General features: G+C 38.1%; 26 protein-coding genes and 1 tRNA gene. 5 read left to right on the forward strand and 22 right to left on the reverse strand.

The features are described 5' to 3' along the window. The 3 genes from NCCP2331_RS13395 to NCCP2331_RS13405 all read right to left on the reverse strand — a co-directional run bounded on the left by NCCP2331_RS13395 (position 1) and on the right by NCCP2331_RS13405 (position 3,103). The gene (locus NCCP2331_RS13395; RefSeq protein ID WP_153721366.1) at positions 1-1,281 is read right to left on the reverse strand and encodes a TRAP transporter large permease; all 1,281 of its coding nucleotides are present in this window, start codon (positions 1,279-1,281) and stop codon (positions 1-3) included. Continuing rightward, positions 1,282-1,785, reverse strand: coding sequence for a TRAP transporter small permease (locus NCCP2331_RS13400; protein ID WP_153721367.1), 504 nt, complete (start codon positions 1,783-1,785; stop codon positions 1,282-1,284). A gap of 310 nt (positions 1,786-2,095) precedes the next feature. Beyond that, the gene (locus NCCP2331_RS13405) at positions 2,096-3,103 is read right to left on the reverse strand and encodes a TRAP transporter substrate-binding protein (RefSeq protein WP_251671326.1); all 1,008 of its coding nucleotides are present in this window, start codon (positions 3,101-3,103) and stop codon (positions 2,096-2,098) included. 255 nt (positions 3,104-3,358) lie between these two features. Between NCCP2331_RS13405 and NCCP2331_RS13410 the strand changes: the two genes are divergently transcribed. After that, positions 3,359-4,336 (forward strand): LacI family DNA-binding transcriptional regulator, encoded by a 978-nt coding sequence (locus NCCP2331_RS13410; protein WP_194841078.1) that lies wholly within the window; start codon positions 3,359-3,361, stop codon positions 4,334-4,336. Between the two features lie 116 nt (positions 4,337-4,452). Here the strand turns inward: NCCP2331_RS13410 and NCCP2331_RS13415 are convergent, their stop codons facing one another. From NCCP2331_RS13415 to NCCP2331_RS13495, 17 genes are all read right to left on the reverse strand, one after another. After that, positions 4,453-5,289, reverse strand: coding sequence for an SDR family oxidoreductase (locus NCCP2331_RS13415; RefSeq protein ID WP_251671328.1), 837 nt, complete (start codon positions 5,287-5,289; stop codon positions 4,453-4,455). Position 5,290: 1 nt separating this feature from the next. Next, complete coding sequence (uxuA, locus tag NCCP2331_RS13420) at positions 5,291-6,358, reverse strand: mannonate dehydratase (protein ID WP_251671330.1); 1,068 nt, start codon at positions 6,356-6,358, stop codon at positions 5,291-5,293. Beyond that, entirely contained in the window at positions 6,358-6,981 is a 624-nt protein-coding gene (eda, locus tag NCCP2331_RS13425; RefSeq protein ID WP_153721372.1) for a bifunctional 4-hydroxy-2-oxoglutarate aldolase/2-dehydro-3-deoxy-phosphogluconate aldolase, read from the reverse strand. Before eda ends, uxuA begins: the two co-directional genes overlap by 1 nt. 17 nt (positions 6,982-6,998) lie before the next feature. Next, positions 6,999-7,937 (reverse strand): sugar kinase, encoded by a 939-nt coding sequence (locus NCCP2331_RS13430; RefSeq protein ID WP_251671332.1) that lies wholly within the window; start codon positions 7,935-7,937, stop codon positions 6,999-7,001. Positions 7,938-7,967: 30 nt separating this feature from the next. Further along, positions 7,968-8,960, reverse strand: a complete 993-nt coding sequence (locus NCCP2331_RS13435; RefSeq protein ID WP_153721374.1) for a LacI family DNA-binding transcriptional regulator — start codon at positions 8,958-8,960, stop codon at positions 7,968-7,970. Positions 8,961-9,089: 129 nt separating this feature from the next. Then, a complete protein-coding gene (locus NCCP2331_RS13440; protein ID WP_153721375.1) occupies positions 9,090-10,235 on the reverse strand; it encodes an ROK family transcriptional regulator in 1,146 nt (381 codons plus the stop codon). Between the two features lie 51 nt (positions 10,236-10,286). After that, positions 10,287-11,042 carry a sugar isomerase domain-containing protein gene (locus NCCP2331_RS13445; protein WP_153721376.1) on the reverse strand — a complete coding sequence of 252 codons (756 nt, stop codon included), beginning with the start codon at positions 11,040-11,042 and terminating at the stop codon, positions 10,287-10,289. A gap of 1 nt (position 11,043) precedes the next feature. After that, positions 11,044-12,186: an N-acetylglucosamine-6-phosphate deacetylase gene (locus NCCP2331_RS13450; RefSeq protein ID WP_153721377.1), complete on the reverse strand. Its 1,143-nt coding sequence runs from the start codon at positions 12,184-12,186 to the stop codon at positions 11,044-11,046. Further along, the gene (locus NCCP2331_RS13455) at positions 12,179-12,952 is read right to left on the reverse strand and encodes a glucosamine-6-phosphate deaminase (RefSeq protein WP_153721378.1); all 774 of its coding nucleotides are present in this window, start codon (positions 12,950-12,952) and stop codon (positions 12,179-12,181) included. Before NCCP2331_RS13455 ends, NCCP2331_RS13450 begins: the two co-directional genes overlap by 8 nt. Beyond that, positions 12,949-14,187, reverse strand: coding sequence for a hypothetical protein (locus NCCP2331_RS13460; protein ID WP_251671334.1), 1,239 nt, complete (start codon positions 14,185-14,187; stop codon positions 12,949-12,951). The genes NCCP2331_RS13455 and NCCP2331_RS13460 overlap by 4 nt, the downstream gene beginning before the upstream one ends. After that, positions 14,178-15,425: an AGE family epimerase/isomerase gene (locus NCCP2331_RS13465; RefSeq protein WP_194841079.1), complete on the reverse strand. Its 1,248-nt coding sequence runs from the start codon at positions 15,423-15,425 to the stop codon at positions 14,178-14,180. The genes NCCP2331_RS13460 and NCCP2331_RS13465 overlap by 10 nt, the downstream gene beginning before the upstream one ends. A 14-nt stretch (positions 15,426-15,439) precedes the next feature. Beyond that, entirely contained in the window at positions 15,440-16,921 is a 1,482-nt protein-coding gene (locus tag NCCP2331_RS13470; protein WP_153721381.1) for a sodium:solute symporter family protein, read from the reverse strand. A 353-nt stretch (positions 16,922-17,274) separates the two neighbouring features. Next, on the reverse strand, positions 17,275-17,436 hold the full coding sequence (locus NCCP2331_RS13475; protein ID WP_228551029.1) for a hypothetical protein: 162 nt from the start codon (positions 17,434-17,436) through the stop codon (positions 17,275-17,277). Positions 17,437-17,640: 204 nt separating this feature from the next. Beyond that, a complete protein-coding gene (locus NCCP2331_RS13480) occupies positions 17,641-18,267 on the reverse strand; it encodes an SIMPL domain-containing protein (RefSeq protein ID WP_251671336.1) in 627 nt (208 codons plus the stop codon). 337 nt (positions 18,268-18,604) lie between these two features. Beyond that, positions 18,605-19,231 (reverse strand): HD domain-containing protein, encoded by a 627-nt coding sequence (locus tag NCCP2331_RS13485; RefSeq protein ID WP_251671338.1) that lies wholly within the window; start codon positions 19,229-19,231, stop codon positions 18,605-18,607. A gap of 190 nt (positions 19,232-19,421) precedes the next feature. Beyond that, entirely contained in the window at positions 19,422-20,576 is a 1,155-nt protein-coding gene (gene msrB, locus NCCP2331_RS13490) for a peptide-methionine (R)-S-oxide reductase MsrB (RefSeq protein WP_251671346.1), read from the reverse strand. 18 nt (positions 20,577-20,594) lie between these two features. Then, positions 20,595-21,092: a redoxin family protein gene (locus NCCP2331_RS13495; RefSeq protein ID WP_251671348.1), complete on the reverse strand. Its 498-nt coding sequence runs from the start codon at positions 21,090-21,092 to the stop codon at positions 20,595-20,597. A 207-nt stretch (positions 21,093-21,299) separates the two neighbouring features. On the opposite strand from NCCP2331_RS13495, the gene NCCP2331_RS13500 reads away from it, so the two are divergent. From NCCP2331_RS13500 to NCCP2331_RS13515, 4 genes are all read left to right on the forward strand, one after another. After that, a complete protein-coding gene (locus tag NCCP2331_RS13500; RefSeq protein ID WP_153721387.1) occupies positions 21,300-21,935 on the forward strand; it encodes a DUF1232 domain-containing protein in 636 nt (211 codons plus the stop codon). 21 nt (positions 21,936-21,956) lie between these two features. Next, the gene (locus tag NCCP2331_RS13505) at positions 21,957-22,970 is read left to right on the forward strand and encodes an LCP family protein (RefSeq protein WP_251671351.1); all 1,014 of its coding nucleotides are present in this window, start codon (positions 21,957-21,959) and stop codon (positions 22,968-22,970) included. Beyond that, positions 22,967-23,542 carry a phosphatase PAP2 family protein gene (locus NCCP2331_RS13510; protein WP_251671353.1) on the forward strand — a complete coding sequence of 192 codons (576 nt, stop codon included), beginning with the start codon at positions 22,967-22,969 and terminating at the stop codon, positions 23,540-23,542. The genes NCCP2331_RS13505 and NCCP2331_RS13510 overlap by 4 nt, the downstream gene beginning before the upstream one ends. A gap of 276 nt (positions 23,543-23,818) precedes the next feature. After that, positions 23,819-24,184: a hypothetical protein gene (locus NCCP2331_RS13515; protein WP_251671355.1), complete on the forward strand. Its 366-nt coding sequence runs from the start codon at positions 23,819-23,821 to the stop codon at positions 24,182-24,184. Between the two features lie 135 nt (positions 24,185-24,319). On the opposite strand, the gene NCCP2331_RS13520 is transcribed toward NCCP2331_RS13515, so the two are convergent. Further along, a tRNA-Arg gene (locus tag NCCP2331_RS13520) sits at positions 24,320-24,393 on the reverse strand. Positions 24,394-24,455: 62 nt separating this feature from the next. Further along, a complete protein-coding gene (locus NCCP2331_RS13525) occupies positions 24,456-24,854 on the reverse strand; it encodes an SET domain-containing protein (protein ID WP_251671357.1) in 399 nt (132 codons plus the stop codon). Between the last annotated feature and the right edge of the window lie 287 nt (positions 24,855-25,141).

The following is a 25,141-nucleotide window of genomic DNA, read 5'->3' on the forward strand; positions in this document are numbered from 1 at the left end:
TTATTTTAGTAAAATATCTGGCAGTGTTAACGAAAGTTGCGGAATGAAACTAACAAGTAACAAAACTATGACCATCGCTCCATAGAAGGGCAACATACCCAGTGAAGCTCTTTCAATAGGTATTTTACCAATAGCACACCCTACAAAGAGCGCAGTGCCAACTGGTGGAGTAATAAGGCCGATTGATAAGTTTAATATAAGCATAACCCCGAAGTGAACAGGGTCCAGTCCAATACTAAGTGCAACCGGTAATAAAATAGGTGTGACAATCAGAATTAACGGCGCCATGTCCATGAACATTCCTAAAACCAATAATATAATATTAATTAAAAGTAAAGTGACGAAATCATTAGGCGAAACAGAAATCAATAAATCTGTTACCATTGCCGGAACTTTCAGTAATGCCAATAACCATCCAAAACCTGATGATGCAGCAATTAAAAACATAACCATGGAAAGTGTGTAAAAAGTACGCTTTAAAATAACTCCCATTCTGCTGATTGGGATATCCCGATAGACAAAGAAAGAGATGATAAATGCGTAAAGTACACCGATTGCGGCAGATTCAGTAGCTGTGAAAATACCACTGACAATTCCACCGATAATGATCACTGCAGTAAACAAACCTAAAAATCCTTCTCTCAAAATACGGGGAACGTCTTCTTTTTTAATAGGCTCACCTTTTGGATAATTTCTTTTAACTGCTATTGCATAAGTAAGAATCATCAAAACTAAACCAAGCAGGAGACCCGGAACAATTCCACCCATGAATAGAGCACCTACAGAAACACCGCCCGCAGCAGTTGAGTAAATGATCATATTATGACTAGGCGGGATCATAACACCTTGAGCAGCACTGGAAACTGTAACACTTACTGCATAATCGGAATCATAGCCCTTCTTTTTCATCATAGGAATCAGGACTGACCCAATCGAAGAAACATCCGCAACTGCTGAGCCCGAAATGCCGCCGAAAAATGTACTTGCCAATACATTTACCATTGCAAGTCCTCCGCGTACTCTTCCAATTAATACATTTGATAAGTCAATTAGTCTTCTCGAAATTCCACCTTCATTCATAATTTCACCGGCTAAAATGAAAAACGGGATGGCTAATAGTGAGAATGAATTAACTCCACTTACCATTCTTTGAACTATTGCAGCCAAGTCAATATTTAAGTATAGACCTGTTAAAAGAGATGACACAACGAGCGAAAGCGCAACAGGTACTCTAATAATCAAAAGTAATATAAAGCCGCCAATTAAAATTAATACTCCCATTTATACTTCCTCCTCTGGAGTGTCAGACAAATCTGTATGAATGTCATCGTGAAAAAGTAATTCAATTCCATATATCAACATTAGAAAACCGCAAACGGGAATTGAGGCATATAATACACTCGTAGGAAAACCAGTTCCTGCCATTGTTGATCCACCCATAAGAACTGTAAATTGTAAACCATAGTAGATAAATAGAAAGCTCACGCCAATTATAATAATTTTAGAAATCCATACTGTTGCCTTCTGGATTGGTTTCGGCATTAATGAAACAAAAACACTGACCCCAATATGCAGCTTCTCTCTGAATCCAACAGCAATTCCTAAAAAAGTTATCCATACAAGCAACAACATGGAAAATTCCTCAGACCATCTTGGTGTGTAATTTAGAACGTTCCTAGTGAAAACTTGTGTTATTACAACTACACTCATAATCAGCACCATTGAAAGTGCAATAAAGTTTACAGTACGGTCAAAGTGGTATTTAACTTTTTGCAAACTACTCATAGCCAAATCCTCCTTTAGATTTATTTGAAATCACAACATATGTAGAAAATCCGAGCTGTCAATAACACGAACAGGGATATAGAGCATATGAGTCAGGAAAAACATTTTCGGTTTCAAATTATTATTCAGCCTGAAGTATCTTAAAAACAAACTTTATTAAATTACAAATTGAGAAGTATGTATTGAAGGTTGGTCAAAACGCAATATAAAAAATTATTTAATTAAAAAAGCTATTCCAATCTAATACACCTTGATTAGTTAATTCTTTGAGCCAGCCCCCCATGTTCAGAGGGCTGACTCCTGAATGAATTTATTTTTTTATCTTGTCTAAGTATTCCTTATACTTTTCCCCATGCTTGTCGTATAAAGGCTGTACTGCTTCTCTCCACTCAGCCGGGTCATCTATTTCTGTAATTTCATTTCCAGCAGCCAAAATTTCTTTTTCTGAATCTGCCGTCAACTTGTCCCATGCTTCGCGTTGAACTTTTTGTGATTCCATTGCAGCTTCTTTAAAAGCCTTTTTTGCATCTTCATCTAGTTTATCCCATAGAGAAGCGGAAGCTAAAACTACTTCAGGAACGTTAGAATGCTGATCAATTGTGTAGTATTTCGCAACTTCAAAATGATTTGAAGAATAGTAACTCGGGAAATTATTCTCAGCTCCGTCTAATACTCCTGTTTGAATTCCTGAATATACTTCATCATAAGACATAGGAGTTGGGGATGCGCCAAGAGACTTTACAAGTTCAATAAAGATATCAGATTGCTGTACACGGATTTTCAAACCTTTCATGTCTGCTGGTTTGGAAACTGGGCGCTTGGAATTGTAAAAATTTCGTGCACCAGAATCGTAATAGGCTAATCCTACAAGCTTCGCATCATCTAAACTTTCCAATAACTCTTCACCGATCTCACCATTCAAAATATCCCATTTGTGATCCTCATCTTCAAATAAATAAGGCAGTCCAAGAACGCCAATTTGGTCTGAAAACTCAGATACAGGGCTTACGTTAACACGGGATAAATCAATTGAACCGACCTGAAGCTGCTCAATGACACTTTTTTCATCGCCCAATTGTCCTCCTGAATAGACTTCAATCTTATACTTGCCATCAGTTTTTTCTTCAACAAGACGTGCAAACTCTTTATCGCCGACAACAGTAGGATAATCATCTGGATGGTTATCCGCCATTTTCAACGTAATAGTCTTCTCCCCGCTTGCACTCGCACTCCCATCTTCACTGCCTTCATCTCCACCACATGCTGCCATGACGACTGCTATCAAACCAACAAGTAAAGATAACCAAAACTTTTTCAAACCAAGTCCCCCATTTCTAATATTAGTAAACGCTTTCATTAATAATAACAACGTTGTTATTATTATTTTTAATTATATGTTATAATATGATAGATTGCAAGAACTATAAAAGATTATTCCGACAAATGGAAAAGCAATGGTAAGTTTTGTTGTAATTAGAGAATCTGAAATTCACTTAATTCAGTTATATGAATCGTATTAGAATATAAAACAGTATAGTATTGAACGAGGGGATTTGTGGTAGGACATATGGCTGTGACAATTAAAGATATAGCAAAAGTAGCAAATGTGAGCTATTCCACTGTTTCGAAAGCGTTAAATGACAGTCCTTTGGTAAAGCCGATTACTAAAGAAAAAATTATTAAAATTGCTGAGGAATTAGGCTATCAACCAAACTTTGCAGCGCAAAGACTGGTACAAAAAAAATCGAAAACAATTGGTGTCATTTGGCCAACGCTTGAAAGAATTGCTCCGGCAGCTATCATTTCGAAAATAAATGAACACGCTAAACATAATGAATATAACATTTTGTTATCGATAGATGAAATTGAGATTTCCTTACAGCAATTTCAAAGATTTCAAGTGGACGGGGTCATCGCTTTTGATGAGCAGGCAATGACTGACTTTACGGGAAACCATTTAAATATACCCATTATCGCATATGGTGTAAATTCGCCCCAAAAGAACTTTTCAATTGTAGATGTAGATTACGAAGGAGCAATTTCACAGGCTGTTCAGTTTTTCAGTGAAAGAAAATACAAAAGACTGGCGTTTATTGGTGATACTGACAGCCGGGACGATCGGCAACTGGCCAAATTAAACAGTTTTATCCATGCAACTGAAAAGTTTGAAATAGATCACTCTGTATTTAATAGTAAAGGACTCGATTGGATAAACGGCTATAATTGCATTCAGGAGATTTTAGAAGAGGATACGAATCTTCCCGACGGAGTTATATGTTCAAGTTACGATATAACATCAGGAGTTATAAGAGGACTTCAGGAAAAGAACATTCATATTCCAAGAGATATCTCAATTATCGGATACGATAATATTCCTCAAATGAGCAATCTGGAAGTACCTGTAACTAGTGTCGGTGTTTCAAATGATAGTATTGCCCAGTCTCTAGTGAATACCTTAATTATGCAAATAGATAAAGGTACAAATGAAAAAATGGTATATTCTTTACGTTCCTCTCTTGTAGTTAGAGAATCTACAAGAAATGATATTTAAAATTAATTCTACTTTATTCTAATCCAAAATCTAATAAACCTCAGACAATTCCTTTTGAATTGTCTGAGGTCTATTTTTGTTACCAACATTTCGCCCTTGATAATTATTAATCGATGTTACACACCGGAGTATGCTAAGAAACCGCCATCTACAGGGATGATGATTCCTGTAATAAATCTTGAATAGTGAGGATCTGTCAAAAAGAGCATGGCGCCAATTAGATCATCAGGCTGTCCGAACTCTTTTAAAGGTGTCTGGCTTAATATCTTTTCTGCCCGATCTGTGTGACTGCCGTCTTCGTTCGTAAGTAAAGCTCTATTCTGATCCGTTAAGAAAAATCCAGGCGCAATACTATTAACTCGGATGGATGTTCCGGCAAAATACACTGCCAGCCATTGTGTAAAATTATTTATTGACGATTTCGCAGCACTGTATGCAGGTACTTTTGTCAGAGGACTATACCCGCTCATAGAAGAAATATTTAAAATGGATGACTGATCGACTTTCAGCAATTCTTCAGCAAAGACCTGGGTAGCTAAGAATGTTCCCAGGAAGTTTGTATTAAAGACTTGTTTGAATCCAGTTTCGTCTAAATCAAAGAATGTATTTCCCTTACTGTTTTCAATGAAATATTCATCAAATGTAATCGCATCTGGATGATTACCACCCGCACCATTAATCAATACATGGATAGCGCCAAACTTATCTAGAATTTGCGTTCTTGCATCTAAAAGCGAGTCTTTATCTAAGATATCTACAGACAATGCCATCGACTGCCCGCCGAGTGAACGAAGCTCATCTGCGATTTTCTCTCCTTTTTCTAAAGTTCTATTTATAATCACAATATTAGCTTGTTGTTTTGATAGAGCACGAGCCATTTCAGAACATAAAATGCCACTGCCGCCAGTGATCACCACAGTTTTATTTTTGAAATATGAGTGTATTGGATACATATTAGTTTCCTCTCTTTCTGGAGTAAGCATCCCAAAGTCCATGTAAATACATAATTCCAAGTGCACGGTCGTATAAACCATAACCCGCTCTGCATTCTTCATCCCATAGATGTCTGCCATGGTCCGGTCGCACGTAGCCTTCATATTGCTGATCTGCGTATTGCTCAATTACGCCCGCTATATCAATTGAACCATCAGTTGTATAATGAGATGTTTCAACAAAACTTCCGTCTTCAAAATGTTTTACATTGCGAACGTGTGTAAATGGAGAGTTCTTTATATATTTCTCGGTCAATGCCACTACATCATTATCAGAACGAGCACCAAATGAACCAGTGCATAAAGTTAGACAATTTGAAGGAGATGGAGAAATCTGCAATAAACGCTCCACACTTTTCTCAGTTGTCATAATCCTCGGCAAACCGAAAATAGAAAATGGCGGATCATCTGGATGGATAGCCATCTTGATCCCTGCTTCCTCGGCCACAGGTAATATTTCTAATAAGAAGTATTCCAAATTACTCCACAAGTCTTCTTCAGAGATGTTTTCATACTGCTCAAATAACTCTTTTAGTTGAGCCATTTTTTCCTTTTCCCAACCAGGTAAAGTCAGTTTTGATGACTTTGAAACTTCTTCAACAAGCTCAGACGGAGTCATCTTCGTAATTTTTGAATGGTCATAGAAAAGAGCAGTGGAACCGTCTTCAAGCGGATAGAATAAATCAGTCCTGGTCCAATCAAAAATCGGCATGAAATTATAACATATAACCTTTACACCCCTGGAGCCCAGGTTGCGTATTGTTTCTTTATAATTTTCAATATAACGGGCACGGGAGTCTAACCCCAGCTTGATATCTTCATGTACGTTTACGCTCTCTACAACCTCGCCATGAAATCCATTGTCTTGGATATGTTGTAATACTTCATCGATTTCTTCGATTGGCCAAACTTCGCCTACAGGCCTTTTATGAAGAGCCCATACAATTCCTTCGACATTAGGAATTTGCTTGATCTGCTTTAATTCAATTGTGTCGTTATTAACACCATACCATCGAAATGTCATTTTCATCAGACTTGTACTCCCTTCACCAATCTTGTATATTTTTTTGAAATATCAGTAACTGCTGCTACTCCGCCTTCAGCATATGCTTTATTTAAATCGCTTCCAATTCCAACAGCAATAGCCCCTGCTTGCAGCCATTCCGAAAGGTTGTGCAGCCCAATTCCGCCAGTAGGCATAATCTTCACATCAGGTAAAGGACCCTTCACAGCTTTTATGAACGATGAATCAAAATGATTTGCAGGAAATAGTTTTATGATCGGTGCTCCTGCTTTCTTTGCTATCATCATTTCCTTAACAGTCATACAGCCTGGAAAATAAGGAATCTGTACATTCATACAATAGTCAGCAACCTCAGGATCAAAATATGGACTGACAATAAATCCAGCTCCTAATTCAACTGCTTCTTTTGCTGTTTCAATATCATTTACAGTACCAGCTCCAAAAGTAAATGATAAATGGCGAGTTTTTTCATATATTTCCGCTACATCCGGAGTAGTGTATGTTAGCTCAATTAATGAAATCCCTCCTGCTACCGCACCCTCAATAATAGCTATTGCTTCTTCAGCAGTATCTGCACGTATTACCGCAACGACACGTTGTTCTTCTATACTTTTAATGACTGAATCCATTTAAAAACCTCCCAAAATTATCTTTCAATAGACTTTGTTCCATTTATAAAAGCTTCAAGTTCATGCAGTGACGGCAGTCCTTCATTATCTCCAACAACTGTAGTTACGAGGGCTCCTGCAGCATTGCCATAGGTCAGCATATCGAGTGGTTCTAATTGATTCAAATAGGCGTAAATAAATCCTGTATCAAAACCGTCACCGGCTCCAACGGTATCCACTGCATCAACTTGGTAAATCCCGCGATCGTACCATTCACCATCTGTAAATAATGAAGCACCTCGATGACCGCGTTTCATCACAAAATGAGAAATAGTATGCTTCCCGGTAAAGATTTCGATATCCGGTTTATTAGCACTCCCGATTAGCAGTTCAATCTCTTCTTCCCCTGTTAGGAAAATTTGAACAAATGGATAAATCTTTTCAAACGCTTCTCTAGCTTCTTCAATGCTCCATAACTTCAAACGAAGATTCGGGTCAAATGAAACGGGTATATTGTATTTCTTCGCTATTTTTACTATTCTTAAAACGATGTCTAGCGTACTTGAATCGAGAGCCAAATAGACTCCCGAAAGGTGAATTAAATCCATCTCTTTAATGTGTTCTTCTTTTAAATGCTGCTGTTCTAACGATAAGATAGGCCCATTTGTGCGATAATAATAAGTTCGGCTGTCACCATTATTAAAAATTTCACGGAAGTTTAGAGACGTTGATTTATTTTCCACGAAATCAATCTGTGAAACATCTACTCCTTCACCTCTTAAATAGTTGAAAATATACTGACCGAATTCATCTTTTCCTACCCTGGATATGAAGGAAGGTGTTAGTCCGAGGCGTGCCATCCCAATAGAAAAGTTCAGTTCAGCACCTCCCACTTTACGCTCAAAATAATGGTTCATTCTCATTGGGCCTTCTTTTAACGGGGTCATCGTGATCATCGAATCACCGATCGTCAACACTCTGAATTGCCTCATTTCCCTCTCTCCTCTTTAACTAGATATTGTGGGTGTAAATTTCTTTAAAGGCTGTTCGATTTCAATGCTGTCTGTGTTTATCATTTGCATTAAAAGTTCAACAGCTGACACGCCCATTAATCGGGTCGGTTGATGAATAATCGATATTTTGCTTTGTAATATATCTAGGAATGGTGAATTATCAACAGCCACGATTGTTAGTTGTTCCTGTACATCAGCTTTTAACTTTTTCACGAAGTATAATAGTTCAATTAGTGCAATGTCATTAATTGCGAAAAATGAATCAGGTTTCTGTCCAGGTGAATCCCATAATTTGATCAATTCCATTTGAATCTTCAAACGTTCCTCAGCTATAACCCATGAAGGCTCAGACTTCAATCCGTAGTGTTTTAAAGCTTTTTTGTAACCTTCAATACGCTCAATCCTTGGACTAATATATTTATCTAAAGAAGTACCCACCACAGCCACTTTCTTTTTGCCTTCATGAACAATACGTTCAACTGCCAGCCTCGCAGTTTCTTCATTATCCAAAACTATGGTTGGATAAGATGTTGTAGTGGTCTTTCTGTCCAGAAACACGATAGGAACCTTTCTTTTATATAGATCACTATAATATGTTCCATTGCCGTCTGTAGGAATAATAATGAGACCATCCACTTGTCTTGCAAGTAAATTGTCGATATATCCTCTTTCTTTCTTTGGATCATCATCTGCGTTACAAACAAAAATATGATATTCGTTCTTATCACATTCATTTCCTACCGAGCGAATGATCTCAGTAGAAAATTCATGTAGAATATTTGCAACTATTACGCCAATTGTCTTGGTCTTTTTTTGTTTAAGACTTTTAGCAATCGAATTTGGAACATAATCCAGTTCCTCTATTGCCTGTTCAATACGTTTCCTAGTATCGGGAGACATATATTCATACCTTTTATTGATGTATTGCGAGACAGTGCTTTTGGATACATTTGCTTGTTTCGCAACTTCTAACATGGTAACTTTCAAAATAAATCACCTCCAGACTCATTTACTAAACCGGTTTAGTAAATTAATAGAAAAATAAAAAATCTATAACTAACATAAAGGACAACTGTAAGAGATGTCAATCCTAAAAGATTTTTTATTTAAATTTATCTAAATAGTGTTTGTATAATTTTCATAGTATAAGATTGCAACCAGTGCAGAACCTTTGCAAAGACTATTTCGCTGATTTTCAAATGTGATTTTAGTAGACCTGATAGAAGCAGGCAATGTATGCTGATTTATCATATGTTCACATTGCTTACTAAAAACATCAAATTGATTATATGAACTATCAATCAAAATATACTTAGGATTAATCAGATGAATAATCTGAATAAGGGCTCTTCCTAAATAGGCTCCATTTTCACCAATCACGCTTTGAATACTGAGTGATTTCAATTGTTCGTCTGTAAAAAATAAATCCTCTCCCTTCATCGCAATTTCAATTCCTTCTTTTTTCAGCTTGTTAATTACGGAGCGATGGTTAATCAACATTTCTAAACAGCCAACCTGACCGCAACGGCATTTAGGTCCCTGGCTGTCTATGGAAATATGACCTACCTCGCCTGCTGTCCAGCTGGCGCCATAAATGATTTCTTTACCATATAAATATGATCCGCCTACTCCTTCACCTACACGAATATAAAAAATGCCCTCATCCTCAACAAATCCGTTTCTAATCATTGCATCTAAACCACCCATATTCACACTGTTGTGGATATGGATTGGCACGGTAAATGCATTCAGTTTCTTGAAAGAGACCTCTTTCCAATTAAGGGATGTTGAAGTTAAGATCATTTTTTCATCGACATCTACGATACCCGGGACACCAATTCCTATCCCTATTATTAATTTGTATTTAGCTATAAGACTCTCTATGATTTCAGTTATTCTCGACAAGACTAATTCATGATCCGTACCATTTAAATTTATCGTCCGTTCTTCCACTGTATCACCATAATAATCAACTACAATATACTTGAGTTCGTATTGATTGAAAGTAAAACCAATCGCCCGATATCCTTCACGATTAATTTGAATACGTATAGGCGGTCTTCCTTTTAATCCTGGTTCTTTACTACCTTTCTCTACAATAATACCTTCATTAATTAGTTCATCAACTATGAGAGAAACCGTATTTTTGCTTACTCCCATTAAATTAACCAATTCTTGTCGTGATGTTTCATTTAGTTCTCTGACTTTAGCCAGAAGTCTTCTTTTATTTTTCTCTCGTAAAAAACTAGTTCCTTTTATCATGAAATTTCTCCAATTCTATTTAATCCTCTCCTTCCATTATACCCGATCTGCTTATAATTTCCTTATCTTTCCCTTAAAACGTGATATAAACTGATTATTCCATTCATCACCGCCTGTTGCATTCCCACTCTTCCAAATTGGCGGACTTATACCTTTTCTAGCAAGTATTTCAACAGTCTCTAATGTAATGGCATTAAGTATAAAAGCATTGGCAAATGTAGACATAGCACCCACCATTTGCTCTTGTCCTTCTATATTTATTACAGCATCCCCAACTTGTATTTTTGAATCAATACTTAAATGACTGATATTATGAAGATTTAATTTTGACGGGTGTCTGGCAGGATGATTTTCTGGTGTATTATTTGCATGCGAAAATGAACTGATACTTATCACAGTAACTCCACGATCTTTCGCTTCCAAAGCAGCATCAATAGTAGCTGCATTGATACCATAAGCATTTGTAAGGATGAGCAAATCGCCATTTTGCAAGTTATAATCATCAATAACAATCCTTCCATATCCCGGCGTTCTTTCAATTGCCATTGACCTGAGTGCACCGCCACTTAATAATGTTCCTTCATCTAAAATTGCACTTGCGTGCATTAGCCCACCCGCTCTAAAAAATACTTCTTGTGATGCTAAGTTTGAATGTCCTCCTGGTCCATATACGTAAAATATCTTATCATCACTAATATGGGATGCCACCATCTCAGCTGCTTTTTTTATTTGATCCGACTCTGTTTTTATTATTTCATCCAAATACTTTTTGATCTCAGAATAATAATCAGCAATTATTTTAGACATTTCAAAATTCTCCTTTCCTAAGTATCCCTTCTTTAAATACTACCTCTACCTCAAAAACTGTCCCTGACGTATTTAGTAATACTAAATCTGCTTTTGCTCCAACCTTAAGGCCCTCAAATTCAAGCCCCATAAACTTCGCTGGAAATATTGAGCTTCTTCTAATTGCTTCATCAAGAGTATCAATATTATTTTTCACAAGAAACTCTATACCTTGTAATAAATTCTGTGCTGAACCAGCCAATAATTCAGGTTGATCAGACAATTGAAGTCTGCCACTTTCAGTTAATGTTACAGAGCCGCCAACAGACGCTTGATATTTTCCGGCAGGCATACCTGCTAACGCTACGCTATCGCTGACTAGAATTAGCTTTTTACCTTTTACACGTTTCATAACTTTTATTACATTTTCCGGAAGATGATTGCCGTCTGCAATTACACTTGTCCACAGCGCGTCTTCTGCAAGTTGATCCCAAATGTAGTTTGGATGCCGTTTCATTAAAACGTGGGCCCCGTTGCCTAAATGTGTTGAAATACTTGCTCCAGACTCTACTGCATTCCGAATTTGCGTTGTATTTGCTGACGTGTGTCCAATTGCAACTTTGACTCCATCTGCAACTACTGATCTGATGAATGCGTCAGACCCTTCCCACTCAGGTGACATCGTAATAATTTTTATCATTTTTTTAGCGGATTTTTGGAGAGAGAGAAATTCTTCATAATCCGGTTTTTTAATGAAAGATTTCTCGTGCGCTCCACGTGGTCCATCTTCCAGTGATAAGAATGGTCCTTCTAAATGGAAACCGCCGATATGCTTAACTAAATCTGGTCTTTTTGATAACACGTCTACATTTTCTTGAAAAATATAGTTCAGCCGTTCAATACTATTTGTAATGACCGTCGGATAAAAAGTGGTTACTCCTATATTCAGTAATTCTTGAATAACATGTTCCCAATCAGTTTCGCTTAGCGGAGCAGCATTAAAATCATGACTTTTATATCCATTAATTTGTATATCAACTAAGCCCGGTGCAATCGTGAGTAATGTGGGATCCCAATTAATATCTTTTATAGTTTTAATTAAACCTGACTCAATCGTTACTTCTACTGACTTTCCTTCAAGAGTATTACCTTTAAATTTAATCATAGTATTCTCCAAAAGCAGATTTATCCATAATTAGATAAGCATCATTGTGTTTTCTAAGAATAGTTGAAGGACAATCTGTAGAAATCTCATTAGATAATGTCTCCTTGACTGCTCGGGATTTCGTAATGCCCGGCACCGTGCAAACCATCCTTTTCGCCCTAATTAATGCGGGGATTGTCAGGGAAAGCGCATGAGTCGGAACTTCATCCAAAGTTTCAAAACAACCATCATTTACTTGTTGCTGGCGACTAAATTGATCTAATTGCACTTCTTTTATCATAAACGGATCATTGAAATCAGCTACTGGTGGATCATTGAAAGCAATGTGACCATTTTCACCGATACCTAAGCACACAACGTCAATTTCAGCTTCATTCAATAAACTTGTATATTCCTCCATCATTTTCTCTGGAGATTTAGTTCCATCAATAAAATGAAATTCTTTTAACGAAACTTTAGATAGTAAATGATTTTCAATATAGAACTTAAACCATTGAGTAGAATCTTCTGGAAGTCCAATATATTCGTCCATATGAAAACCCACGATGCGGGACCAATCGATATCCGGAGTTTCAACTAGGTGTCTTAGCATCTCATTTTGGGATGGAGCACATGCAAAAATTACACGAACCTCATCTTTTTCGTTTAAAGCAGCCTTAATCTTATTTGCTGCAAGATCTGCAGAATGTTCACCCATTTCTTCTCGAGACTTAAATACTCTATAGGTGAGAGTACCTTTTATACCTTCTTGTAGAATTGCATTCATTTTATATTCCTCCTAACCAAGCATTCTAAATTGGAAATAACTTTCTGTGCACTTTTTCTATTTAATTTACCTTTTAAGTTAAAGTAATAAATAAATTGATTGGATTCATAGCCGCCTTCTTCCAATTGTAGTTCATCTGCAACATAACCAATCATTCCATCACTGTAGGCAACTGGTAAAACAGTCGAATCTATACCAGCAATTTTCTGCCCATAACTTTGAACCATTTCAGCATTACAAAATATAAACCCTACTTCTTTTGATAACCGCCAGTAAGTTATATTCAGCATTTGTTCATCGGCCACATTTTTCGTTAAATTTCGCCACTCTGTCATCAGCGTACTATCTTCATGTTCATTTGTTGCTCTTGTGAAAAGCAAAGGTAGAGTCAGCTTCTCAGTACAGAATTGGAATTCTTCTACTATGGCAGGTTGACTGGTTAGAATTCGTCTGACATCCTCTGCAACCCTTAAACCAAGTGCTTTCATATCAGATAGCCGTCCTCTGTAAAACGTTCCATCATTTATAAGACAAGGACGTATATCGCCAGAAAAACCTTGTAGAAAAGCTACAGGTATCCCATCTAGCTCACGACTGACTTTTTCACAGCAAACTCCAACATATTCACTGGACACTGCATTTTCATCTGTACAGGTTGGATGACAACTAAAATGTATTAATCCTGCAACGTTTTTATGATTAACATCCTTTAAAAGCAGGACGGTCAATGTGTCATCAATTTCTGTAGTCAAATTGGGTAACATCAAACAGGAACCGTCCACAATCTTTCGCCGATACACGCCAATTTCTGATTTCCCAGTATATTCCTCTAAAGTAACCTTTATACGTGGTGATTTAATGAGTAATTCAAAACTTCTAAGAACTTCATTCTTTAACCATCTCACATAATTTTGATCATATTTGCCAAGTTGCTCACTAAACTTTTCTGATGTCTGTGGTCCTGAATGATTATGAGTAGCGTGAAAGATAACATCCTGTACATTTATATTATATTTTCGACAGATTTCATCTTTTGTTTCACTTACAAAATTATCATCCCACCATATCAAATCAGCTATAACAATAATTTTTGTTTGTTTACCTTCTGAAAACAAAAATAGCTTTAAAAAAATCGGAGCATATACTGAATCAGTATATGCTTCCCTATGGGCGAATCCGGCTAAACCAATAGGCAATTCTGGAGTAATATCTTTAATGAGAGTACTTACCTCCATTTTTCATCACCTTTCAGAAGATGTTGAATTAACAAGAAGTTGCGTACGATATGAAATGGATCCTTTACGGGTAACGCAACAACTTTTCGAATTGGTTGACCAAAGCGATCTCTAATTTGAGTCCATTCCTTTCCTTCAGATGAAGGAAAGGTAGAAAACACATAGGACTCTAGCTTTTCATACCATAACAATAAATCCTGATCTTCATATGTTAACGCGAATTTTAAAATAGTATAAAGCGCTTCCGAATGTGGCCACCATAACTTAGTTTCCCATGTGTCATTAATTAGTTCTTCAAATCTATCATGAATTAAACGACCAGCCGGTTTTCCACCTTTTTCATCTACAAACCTGAATAGTCCGCCATATTCTTTATCCCAGCCAGTTGCAAGTGTATCTTTAATTAACTGAAGAAGCATAATTTCGTATTTTCGTTGCTCTTCACTTGTAAAATGATGAAGTGATTCTGACAAAAACCATACACACTCCAAAGTATGACCGGGATTTACATGACGTGCGAGCAACGTATCTTTATCTTCGTCTCTCTTAGGCAACATTTCTACGATTCTGGATCCATTAAAATGATCTTTCATAATCTTGATAAAATAAATTTTAATATCTTCCTTCAATTCTAAAGAAGAATGATCATCGAAAATGATAGCCGTGTCATAAAGTTCTTCGGCTACATTTATCAGAATCATAGGAATCGAATGAGACTCAAATTTATCAGGAATTGGATAAGGTTCAGATTTGAAGTTATTCTCTTCTATTCTTCTTTTAACCAATCGATACGTATCCAGCGCTTCATGAAAAATAGTTTGATCTTTTACATAGTTTGCATAAGCGTTATAGCCTAATATATAAAAACAATCTGCAAAAATACTTACATCCAATTCTGTATCTATCTTTGTCCCATCTGCTTCTGTTGCATTTACAACATGCTGGTTTTCTAATTTACCATTTGATTGCAAAAATTCATACGTTTTATGAGCAGATCTTTCCCATTTTTTATTTACCGCTAATGTATATCTTTCACGCAATTGCAGCAATCGACTGTTCATCCATAAGAATCTGCCTTGAGACCAAGTATACTTATTGTGACTGAGTATAGTGTCTTCGTCGTTTTGAATACAGGAGAACACACCACCGAATTGTTCATCGATTTTTGATTCCCAATAGGGTATAAAATTATCATTAAGTTGTGATGTGTAGAATGCCAATAACTTTTCTCGATTCAATGCTATCACTTCCCTTATGCTTTAACATCATCTTTAGATACAGCTTGAATAAGAGCTTCAACTTCTGGTTTGACAGGTGTATTACGGTTTAGTAATCCCATACCGATAAAGACGATTCCAGATACTAGAACCGGTGATCCGACTGATAATGATAGCGGCAGTGTGAATGCGTACTTTGTAAGTACAAACATGAGTAAACCTGCCAATATGGAACTGATAGCAGCTTTTGAATCTGAATGTTTAAATTGTGGAAATAAACCTAGTAACATCGGGATAGAGATAGGCCCAATTAGTGCGCCGAACCAGGAAATGATTAATCCTAATACTCCACCAAAACTTTCAGCTTGTATACCAATAACTAATGTAATCAATGTAAATGTAAATGTTGTAATTCTAGCAATTCGTAGTGACTCTTTCTGACTCATATTAATATACTTTTTATTCATAACCGGTAAAATATCGCGTGTAATAACTGCCGAAATTGTATTCGCATCAGAGGAAGTCATTGACATCGTAGCAGCAAATAGACCAGCTAGTACTAACCCAACCAAACCTGCTGGCAATAATTCTTGAGCTAATAAACCATATAGTTTAGATGGATCTTCCAAGCCAGGCAGAATTAAAGGCGCAGCCCACATCGGGAAAAATAAAAACAATGGCCAGATAAGGTAAAGCACTCCTGATAAAATTCCGCTTTTTTTCGCTTCTTTACCTGAAGGAGCAGAAATGTAACGTGTTGCCAAGTTCCAGGTTCCACCATTGTAGCTTAGGAATACAACGAAAAAGTAGAAGAAGACGTACCAGACTGTATATGGCTCTCTAAACAACATGGAGTTTTCTTGCGGTAATTGCGCCCAAATTCCTGTAAGCGAACTGGGTCCACCCAACATATTCATTACGACAAAGAACATAACCAGACCCGCAACAATTTGTACGATAAACTGTGCAAAATCTGTCCAAACATCAGCCCATAATCCACCGATTGTAATATAGATAAGAGAAACAATTCCTGATACTAAAATTCCATAGATTATTGGAATACCTGTAAAAACATTTAGCAGAATTCCTATAGCAGCCCATTTAGCTCCTACATCAAATAGTTTTAATAACACACCACACCAAGCCATCAACTGCTGGGTAGGCAAATTATAACGAAGTGATAAATATTCAGTGGGAGACTCAATATCATAATTAATTCGTAAGCGAGCCCAACGTGGAGCCATCAAGTATGCTCCTGTGATAACAGCAACGGTAATAGTTAATGCCCACCAAATATAAATACTAAAACCGTGAGTATATGCTAGCGCAGCATATGCAACAAATACAGCACCACTGTAACCTGAGACGTGATGGGATATTCCGGATAACCACCAAGGCAACTTTCCTCCGGCAACGAAGAAATCCTTTGACCCGCTAATTTTGTTGTACGAAGTAAATCCAATAACTATCATTACGACAAAGAATAAAATAATTACTAACCAATCTAGCATCGCCATGTCTTCACTCTCCTTTTCATTTAATCATAGTCTATGACTAAATACAAAATAACATACCATTTTCTAATTGTAAATGCTTACATTTTTACTTTTCGGAAATGTTTATGAATTAGTAAAATTTACTTACTGTATATATGAGGTAAGTCTAAGATACTTCAGAATATGAAATACAGGTACTAAAAATGCCTTTACAAAAGTAATACAGTAAACTTCACAGTTCGCATATTCTGCCAACTTTTTTACTAGTTAATATATTGACTGAATCATCAACATGAATAAAAAAACTTCTCTAACGTTTCCGTTATTCGAGAAGCTTGCAATTCATATTTACTTTTAAGAAATTATCATCTACTTCACGTTAAATAAGTTTCAATTTCAGTAATATCATGAAAAGCAGAAAATCCCCTGGAATAGTCATTTCCTATACTCGCTTTCATGATACTGATCGTAACGTGCTCGAATCCTATTATGCCATTCAACACTTCGCGAATCGTGCCTTCTCCGCCAATTACCACAAGCAAAACAGGCTCGTCACATGTCCTCTATATTCAGTCTTCTTAAAAGAATAGTTGTTGCCAGTGTTCAAATTTTGCCCTATGCCAGCACCTTGCCCGTCCACCGCTCGCTCATTAATAATGAATAGAGATCCATCAGCGACGCCTCTTTCCAAACATTTTTATCTCATAGTAGCAGACAGTCAAAACGTATGCCACCCATCGTCAGACAATCTGATACTTGACTAGCAGACTCGCACTGATTGTCAGTGTGCCGGAAGAAATAGGTGTGGAAACTGTATCTGCCATCGCAACTGCCCGAAATGCGATCGGCTGATTAGCATGCTGCTCTTCTATTGTCATTGGAATTGGTTTGTTCGGCAATTGCAATGTTGTACCGATCGTAATCATTTTCTTCTCTGCATCCTGCAGGGCAAGTGCCAGTGCTTTTTGATAATATTCACCTTCGTCCTGCAAGCTGAATTCTATCGAACCAATTTGATTGGCGCCGTTTTTTACAGCCAAATCCACAAGTTCTCCTGCACGGGACAAGTTATCACTTGTGATACGGATCGTGTTAATCACTTCATAGCCTTGAAACCGCTGTTCCCCATTCGAGTAGTCATATACGGGACGAATCTGGTAATCTATCGTCTGAATGGAATCTTGTGAAATACCTGCGGCTGTCAACGCTTTGTTGACCTGGTTCATTCTGTCGGCATTGTCCCGCTGAATTTCCTGCAGTTCCGTTCCTCTCGAATTCACAGATATAACAATCTGCACGCGGTCAGGGGATGCCTTTACCGCACCTTCTCCGAAAACTGTAATCGTTCGCTCTTCCTGGTTATACATAATGGAAACACTCCTTTTAATAATTTCATGAAAAATTCCGTTGCAGCTACCTATACTATATGCAGCAGGTCAACATTTGATTGCAGAATAAAAAGCCCTCAGGTCATTTATAAGGACCTAAGGACTTCTCTAAAATGTGATAAAACCTTTTTGCACGGCAAAGCCGCCTAATGTAAATAGTGCAATGGCAATTAATGTAATGACAAATAATTTATTATTTTTATCCAAGGACTCACCTTTTTCTTCATAGGATAGAATCGTATGCTCAGTAACTCAATTCTATCAGACAAAGTTCAGAATAGGAAATCTAATTTTCAGATTGTGAAACCAATAATTTTTATTCGATTTCATTCTTAAGCTGTTTCAGAAAAGACACCATAAAATCATGGCGTTCTTCTGCAAGACGCATTCCTTCAGTCGTCACCATCAACTCTTTCAGCAATAATAGTTTTTCGTGAAAATGTGTTACAGAAGCCGTTTCTTTTGCGCGGTACTCTGAAGCGGACATTGTTCTGCGTGCTTCTTCCTCTAAATCATATAGCTTTCTTCCTCTGGCACCGCCAAACGCGAATGCCCTTGCGATTCCAATCGCTCCGATTGCATCCAAACGATCGGCATCTCTGACAATCGCTCCTTCAATAGACGTGATCTCTTTTGCATGCCCGCCATTGAATGACACACTTTCGATAGCAGACAGTATCTTTGCAGAAAGATCTGCAGAAGCTCCTATTTGATCCAGCATTTCATTCGTCGTCGCTTCATGCATTGCCTCATATTTAGCGTCTTCAATATCGTGCAGCAGAACTGCTAATTGTACAACCAGTTTATCCGCTGCAGGTTCTTTCAATAAAATCTTCTCTGCATTCTTCATTACACGGTCAATATGATCCAGGTCGTGACTCGCATCATATTGAATGTAAATCTTTTCCACAAGCTCTCTGCAGCTTGCAACCATTTCTCTCATATTTTCATTCCTTTCTTGTTCGTACTACATACTATGATGCAGTACTCTGTTAAGATGCCGTGATAGTTGTTTCGCTTTACAGCAGCATTCTATTTGGCACTTCACAAAGTCCCGATCCAATCTCAAATCGTTAAAAAGGAAAGGGAGCCTGAGCTGCCTTTCCTTCAGTTACTATTACTGTTATTGTACATTATTTTACGTAGCTTGTCAGATAGCCATAACCTTTGTCTTCCATCTCTTCAAGCGCGACAAAGTCAATGGCCGCACTGTTAATACAGTAACGTAACCCCCCTTTATCTTTCGGTCCATCTGGGAACACATGCCCAAGATGACTGTCACCCGCCCGGCTTCTCACCTCAATCCGTTCCATATTGAAACTCTTATCTTTATGCTCTGTCACGACTTCGGGAATGATTGGTTTCGTGAAGCTTGGCCAGCCGCATTGTGAATCATATTTATCAGCACTTGAGAAAAGCGGTTCTCCTGTTGCTACATCAATATAAATCCCATCTTCATACGTATCCCAATATTCATTAGAGAACGCCGCTTCAGTATTATCGCCCTGTGTTACTTGATACTGCTCTTTTGTCAATTTTTCTTTCAATTCTTGTTCGCTCGGCTTGGGATAGGCCGCTGCATCGATAACAGACGGAATTTCCTGGCCCTCCAGCGTATCAAATTTAACATGACAATAACCGTTCGGATTTTTTTCAAGATAGTCCTGATGTTCGTCTTCTGCCAATGTGTAGCTTGTCAATGGTTCAACTTCTGTCACAATATCTTTTTTATACTGCTCTTGTTCCTTCTTTACTTTCTCATCAATCATAGCTTTTTGAGCCGGATCACTATAGAAAATTCCTGAACGATATTGTGTGCCTCGATCATTGCCTTGTTTATTCAATGAAGTAGGATCGATAATCATAAAGAAATGGTCCAGTATTGTATCCAGATCAGTTCGTTCGGGATCGAATTGGACGTGCACGGTTTCTGCATGGCCCGTTTTCCCTGTGATCACTTCATTGTAAGTCGGATTTTCCGTTGTACCATTTGCGTAGCCGGAAGTGACGTCATATACCCCGTACACGCGCTCCATATATGCTTCTACTCCCCAGAAACAGCCACCTGCCAAATACACTTCCTGGAGATTATCCTTATTGAATGTCAAATCTTTATTCGGATTTGCAGGATATTTTGAATCAGATGGCGAGTTCAAAACCTCCGCGAGTTCTTGTCGCAGTGAATCTGTATCCGTACCGGAATCTGTTGTATTTGTATTAGCGTTTTCGAATGAACAGGCTCCAAGCAGCAATAATCCCAATAAAACCACAAGATATTTCATTTTCATCTGCTCTGTCCCCTTTCTCTACTCAATTAAAGCCATGGCCTCTTTTATTTTTTCATTAGACAAATGTCCAGGCTGCGAACGGATCAGCTGCCCGCTTCTGTCGAAGAAAGCAGATGTCGGATAACCTTTTACATTGAATTCCTTCGCAAGGCTCCCTCCATCATTTAGCAGCACCGGCAAATCATTTACACCAGTCAGTCCTTTAAACCAAACAATGAAATCTTCTTTTTCCATTTCATTATTATAATCAGGAGCAACTACAGTCAGCACTTCAAAATCATTGTCTTCTCCAGCCAGTGCATTGACTTCCTCCAGGCCTGCAAGACAAATGGAACACCAAGACGCCCAGAATTTCACGTATACTTTTTCTCCTTCATAATCAGCTAAACTGACTGACTTCCCATCGATCGTATTCAGCGTGATCTCAGATGCTGAATCCTTTTCAGAGCCAGATGATTGCGAGCAGGCAGACAGTACGAAAATCACCGCGATCAGGAGTAAGAATTTCTTCAGCATAACGGCTCCTCCTTTTATAAATTCCTATAGAATGAAACGGCAACTCTTTAAATTCATAAGATACTTCCTTTGCAGTTTGCCCTCTGACTAAAGTATACGGTTTTCGGCAGACGTTGACAAATTGTCAACACTCCTTTACTATTTTTTATAGTGAAGACAAATAGGTAAACATCTTTGACTGATGTCTTTTAAAAGGAGGCTCTTTTCATGGCGTCAGAAAGTCTTGAAATTACTATTGGGCAGTTATTGCGGGAAACTCTGGCTAATCGGTCTATATCCATGCGCAAGTTAAGTGAACAAACGAATATTGATACAGCTACGATCTCTCGTATTATTAACCATAAGCGAAAAGCAACGCTTGATCACCTGGAGCAGTTTTCATCTGTTCTGAATCTGCCATTGACCAAGTTGCTGGAATCGGCAGGTTATCCTGTAGATAATGAGAAAGATTCAACTTCAGCTTATGATGAAACAATTGAACAGCTCTTACATACTTCGGAACTGCTCTCTGCCAACATTTCCATTTCTTCTGTAGAAAAACAGCTGACCGATTACGAAGTTTTTTCTCAAACGGTAGATGGTGAGGAACGTATACTTCATGAATTTGAGGAAAAGCTGAAGAGCACTGGAGGAATCGGTCCTTTTATTGACCAGATGAAATATTTATTCAACCGGTTTAAGACGAAAAACGGCAATACGAAAGAGCTGGCGATTATCGGAAGCGCATTGCTGTATTTCATTGTACCAATCGATGTAATCCCGGACTATTTATTCGCCATCGGCTTTCTCGATGACGCAGTCGCAGTGCAGATTGCTTCAAACGCTGTAACCAGAAATTCATAATCAGATGAGCAGGTGAAGAAAGTGGAGAAAAGAAGTGAATTCTTGAAAAAGAAGAAGAACAAAGGACGCAGGAACATTTTCCTTATTCTCTTGTTTTTATTACTGGCAGGTGCGGGATACTTTGCTTACCAGTATAATAATGGGGTATCGATGGCTAATGAAGATAAAGTAAGCGATAGCGACAGTAAGGAAAATATGAAATTTGAACCGTTTGAAGGTGCAGAAGCACAGTTCGGGGAAATTAACGTTCTTTTAATCGGCAATGATGCGAGAGCTGACGAAGAAGAAGCACGTTCAGATGCTTTGATGATCGGTCATTATAATCAAGATACAAATGAAGTGAAACTGGTTTCTTTAATGCGTGATACATATGTGGAAGTTCCCGAATACGGCATGCAAAAATTAAATGCCGCTTTTTTTCTCGGCGGACCGGAGCTGGTGCGAAAGACCATAAAGCATAATTTCGATGTGGACGTGCAATATTATGCCATTGTAAACTTTGAGGGCTTTTCTAAAATTGTCGACGTGATAGCGCCGGAAGGTATTGAAGTCGATATCCCCTACGCGATGTCGCACGGAATCGGCATGACACTCGAACCCGGCGAACAGCATTTGAACGGCGATCAGCTGCTCGGCTATGTACGTTTCCGCCATGATATTCAGAGCGATTTCGGACGTGTCAAGCGCCAGCAGGAAGCATTATCGAAACTGAAAGATGAAGCTGTCAGCATGAATACCCTGTTCAATTTACCTAAATTACTTGGCGTTATCGATCCTTATATCGATACAAATGTCGACGGAAAGACATTGTTTACGATCGGTAAAGGCATGCTCACCGGTGGAAAATCAAAAGATCTGGAGACATTGCGTATTCCTGCAGAAGGCACCTATATCGATAGACGCGTAAATGTAGGAGAAGTGCTGGATGCTGACTTAGATCAGAATAAAGACTTATTGAAAGAATTTTTATCGGATGCAAATCAAAATAATCAGTACTATTCAACTGAAACAGAACGTGGGGAACGGAATATATGAGTGTAGATTTCAAGGTTTTTGAAGCAATCAATAAATTTGCAGGGCATAGCGCGGTTTTGGATCAGTCTGTCGTATTTTTCACGAAGTTTGGTCCACTTTTATTCGGTCTGTTTTTTGTGTGGCTGTGGTTTACGAGTTTAGGAGACCGCCGGGCCAATCGAAAAATTGTCTTGTTTGCCTTCACCATTGCCGTCATCACTATCGGAATTGATAAGATCATTGAACTGTCATTTTTCCGCGAACGTCCTTTTGTCAATCATGACGTGACGATGCTTGTCGATAAACTCGATACAGATCCTTCATTCCCGAGTAATCATACCGCAGGCTCTTTTGCATTGGCACTGGCGCTTTTTTGGAAACGCAGGAAGATGGGCGCTGTGCTGCTGGTATTTGCGGGATTGATGGCGTTATCGCGTATTTATACAGGTGTCCATTATCCGACAGATGTATTAGTGGGTGCGTTTATCGCGGCTGCAGTGGCATTTTTGGTGATTTGGCAGCGACATTTGATCGAGCCGCTGTTTAATTGGATTTTACGTTTGTTTACCCGGAGAAGTTCGCACGCTTTGTGAATAGGAATAGAACGCTTAGCATTTTTGCGCTTAGTGTTCTTTTTTTGTCTTTGCTATCGATTGAAATTTCATAGTAGTTATATCTAATGCGAGTGTTAGGGGTGGAGAAGCTCTGTCGCTGATGTGGGAATGCATGTCACATTCTCTTAAAAACAGAGTAATCAAAACACAAGTTCTGGTTTATTGATGTCTCCATATCTTTTCCTGGCAGCTCCTGTTATTATTATAAGAAAAGGTTACTATTCAAAGGAATAAAAACGGAAAGAAGGAGATCTCGTGGAAAAGAAACTAGACTTGATACTTCAAAAACTAGAAGCCGTTGATCGAATGGGACAAGATATCCAGTTAGTGCGCTCAGAACTTGTTGAGGTAAAAACACAACTTGGCGGAGTAGAAACACAACTCGGCGAGGTAACATCCCAGCTTGATGAAAATACACTTATCATAAAGGCCATACGCAGCCGTCAAACAGAAACAGACGCAAAACTAGAAGGTCTTACTTTGGATGTCCATAAGATGCATGGAGATGTAACTGCTGTCAAAGAAAAATTATCGGATATTCAAGGTGAAGTAGAATTCACTTATCAAAAGACTGCTAAAAATGAAATGGAATTATTCAAACTAAAACGCGATTATAATTGAAAGATTTTCATTAACATAACAATTAGAAGTTAAGACGATAAAAGTATCTTTTTCTTTTACACTCATTAAAATAAACAACAAAGCACCCTGTCTCTCCCAGCAGGGTGCTTTGTCTTTGAATTGGTGTCTGTATGACGTCCCAGAAGAGATTCGAACTCCCGACCTACGCCTTAGGAGGGCGTTGCTCTATCCAGCTGAGCTACTGGGACAAGTTGATATTATAGGAGACATGACCCCGATCCCGCTTGCGAATCGAAGTCCATAATCTCTGTTAATCATTCGCTGTGCCTGTGTAATCTTCATTAAACCATAATTGTTCATCATCATCAACATCGCCATTATAATTGATCAGAATTTCTTCCCCTGCCTTAATATCTGTATGGGCAAAGAAATCAAATGTATGGTTGTCAAAATTAATTTCGTAATCAGCATTCGGTTCATACGAGTGATTGAACAGCATTCCATATCCCAGAAGGACAGCAGTATGGTTGGCGCCGTATTCAAAAGCATAATCTGCCAGCACCGTTTTTTCAATATGTTCGTGTTGTTCATTGGGATAGGAAATGACAGGCGCTTCATGAATCAGCTCGCCTTTTTTGATATCACGCTTCGCAAATACTCCGCGATTGAATTCTCCGTCACCGAGTGGAGAAAGTTTTACTTCGATCATTGTCTTTCACCTGCCTGCTTGTAAAATCTACTTGGTAAGTATAACATTATTTCTGCTCTATGGCACATTTCAAAACCTTATGAAGGAAATGTGCGGTCATCAGCTGTTTTGGTTCGGTGAAAGAGCGGGTTGGTTCGGCACGGCTAGAGTAATGTTCGGTGGAGATCGTTTTTTGGTTCGTTTCAAGGAGTTGTTGGTGCGGTTTGATAACACTTTGGCGCGTCCGCTTCTTTTACTTGCCCAATCAAAAAAACTGCGCTGGAAGCCTAAAATGTACCCTATAAGCC

This window comes from Sporosarcina sp. NCCP-2331, assembly GCF_023707945.1.
GTDB lineage: Bacteria > Bacillota > Bacilli > Bacillales_A > Planococcaceae > Sporosarcina > Sporosarcina cascadiensis.